The sequence below is a fragment of the Streptococcus mitis genome, assembly GCF_047464035.1.
Taxonomy (GTDB): Bacteria; Bacillota; Bacilli; order Lactobacillales; family Streptococcaceae; genus Streptococcus; species Streptococcus mitis_DX.
This window is the reverse complement of sequence record NZ_JASHCQ010000053.1, coordinates 1-916: the sequence shown is the minus strand read 5'-3', so window position 1 is coordinate 916 and position 916 is coordinate 1. Positions and strand designations below refer to the sequence as shown.

1 protein-coding gene is annotated in these 916 nt (G+C 41.7%); it reads right to left on the bottom strand.

From position 1 onward, the window contains the following. Positions 1–916: IS30 family transposase (locus QM818_RS08985; protein ID WP_414300180.1), on the bottom strand; the 916-nt coding region annotated here is incomplete at both ends.

Below are 916 nucleotides of genomic sequence, written 5' to 3'. Positions count from 1 at the left end.
GGAATCTCTTCTCCATAGGTAAAGGCAAAGAGCTCATAGGCTGACTTTCCATTCAAAGCAGCACGTTTGACACTGTTGACATGAGAGCAGACGAGATTGATGTCCTCTTGAGTTAAGTTGTCAAAAGCAGTTCCCTTAGGTAGAATGTCTCGAATCAGTGTGTGGTTTTTCTCAATTCTCCCTTTCTGGTCAGAGCGATTAGGGTCACAAAAGAAGAGTTTACTCTCTCCTCGCACATCCATTTCGATATCATCAACCCTGGCAAACTCTCCACCATTATCGGTAAGAATGACAGGAAAGAGTTGGAAGAAATCTTTATCAGCTTCATGAAGAGTGTTCTTGATGGTATAGAGGTGTTTGGTAACCTCAAGGGCAGTTTTATTATCCAGAAGCCTAGCGAAGATAAAGTTACAGAAAGACAGGTTGAAGGTAAGTAGGACTTTACCTCCCATCCTCCCCAGAACTGTGTCCATTTCCAGCCAAGAGTCTAGTTGATTAAGGACTAAATAGTTTTGGAAATCCTCATAGGAACGGCCTTTTTTAGCTTCTTTAGGGATGGAAGGTAGTTTCCTTTTCCGTCTTTCTTTGAATTTAACGGCTCTGGCTAGGTCAATATGAGCGATAGATAGGTATCCTTTTCGGATGTGTCGATAGACGGTTGAGGAACTGACATCAAGGTTATGAGTTTTGAGGATATGATAGATGTGTTGTCCCTTTTTAACACCATCAGAAATGACTTTGTCCATGTCCCAGAAGGCCTTGGAATTAAGGGGAGTTCCTTCACGAGCTTCGACAAGAGTTTGTTCGTACTGTTTTTGAGCTTGTTTAGCAAGGTAGAAGATTTTTTTAAATCCACAATTTTGTCTTCTTTTAGGGCATCCATTACAGACAAAGGGAGCCTTATCGAGTAAAGGGC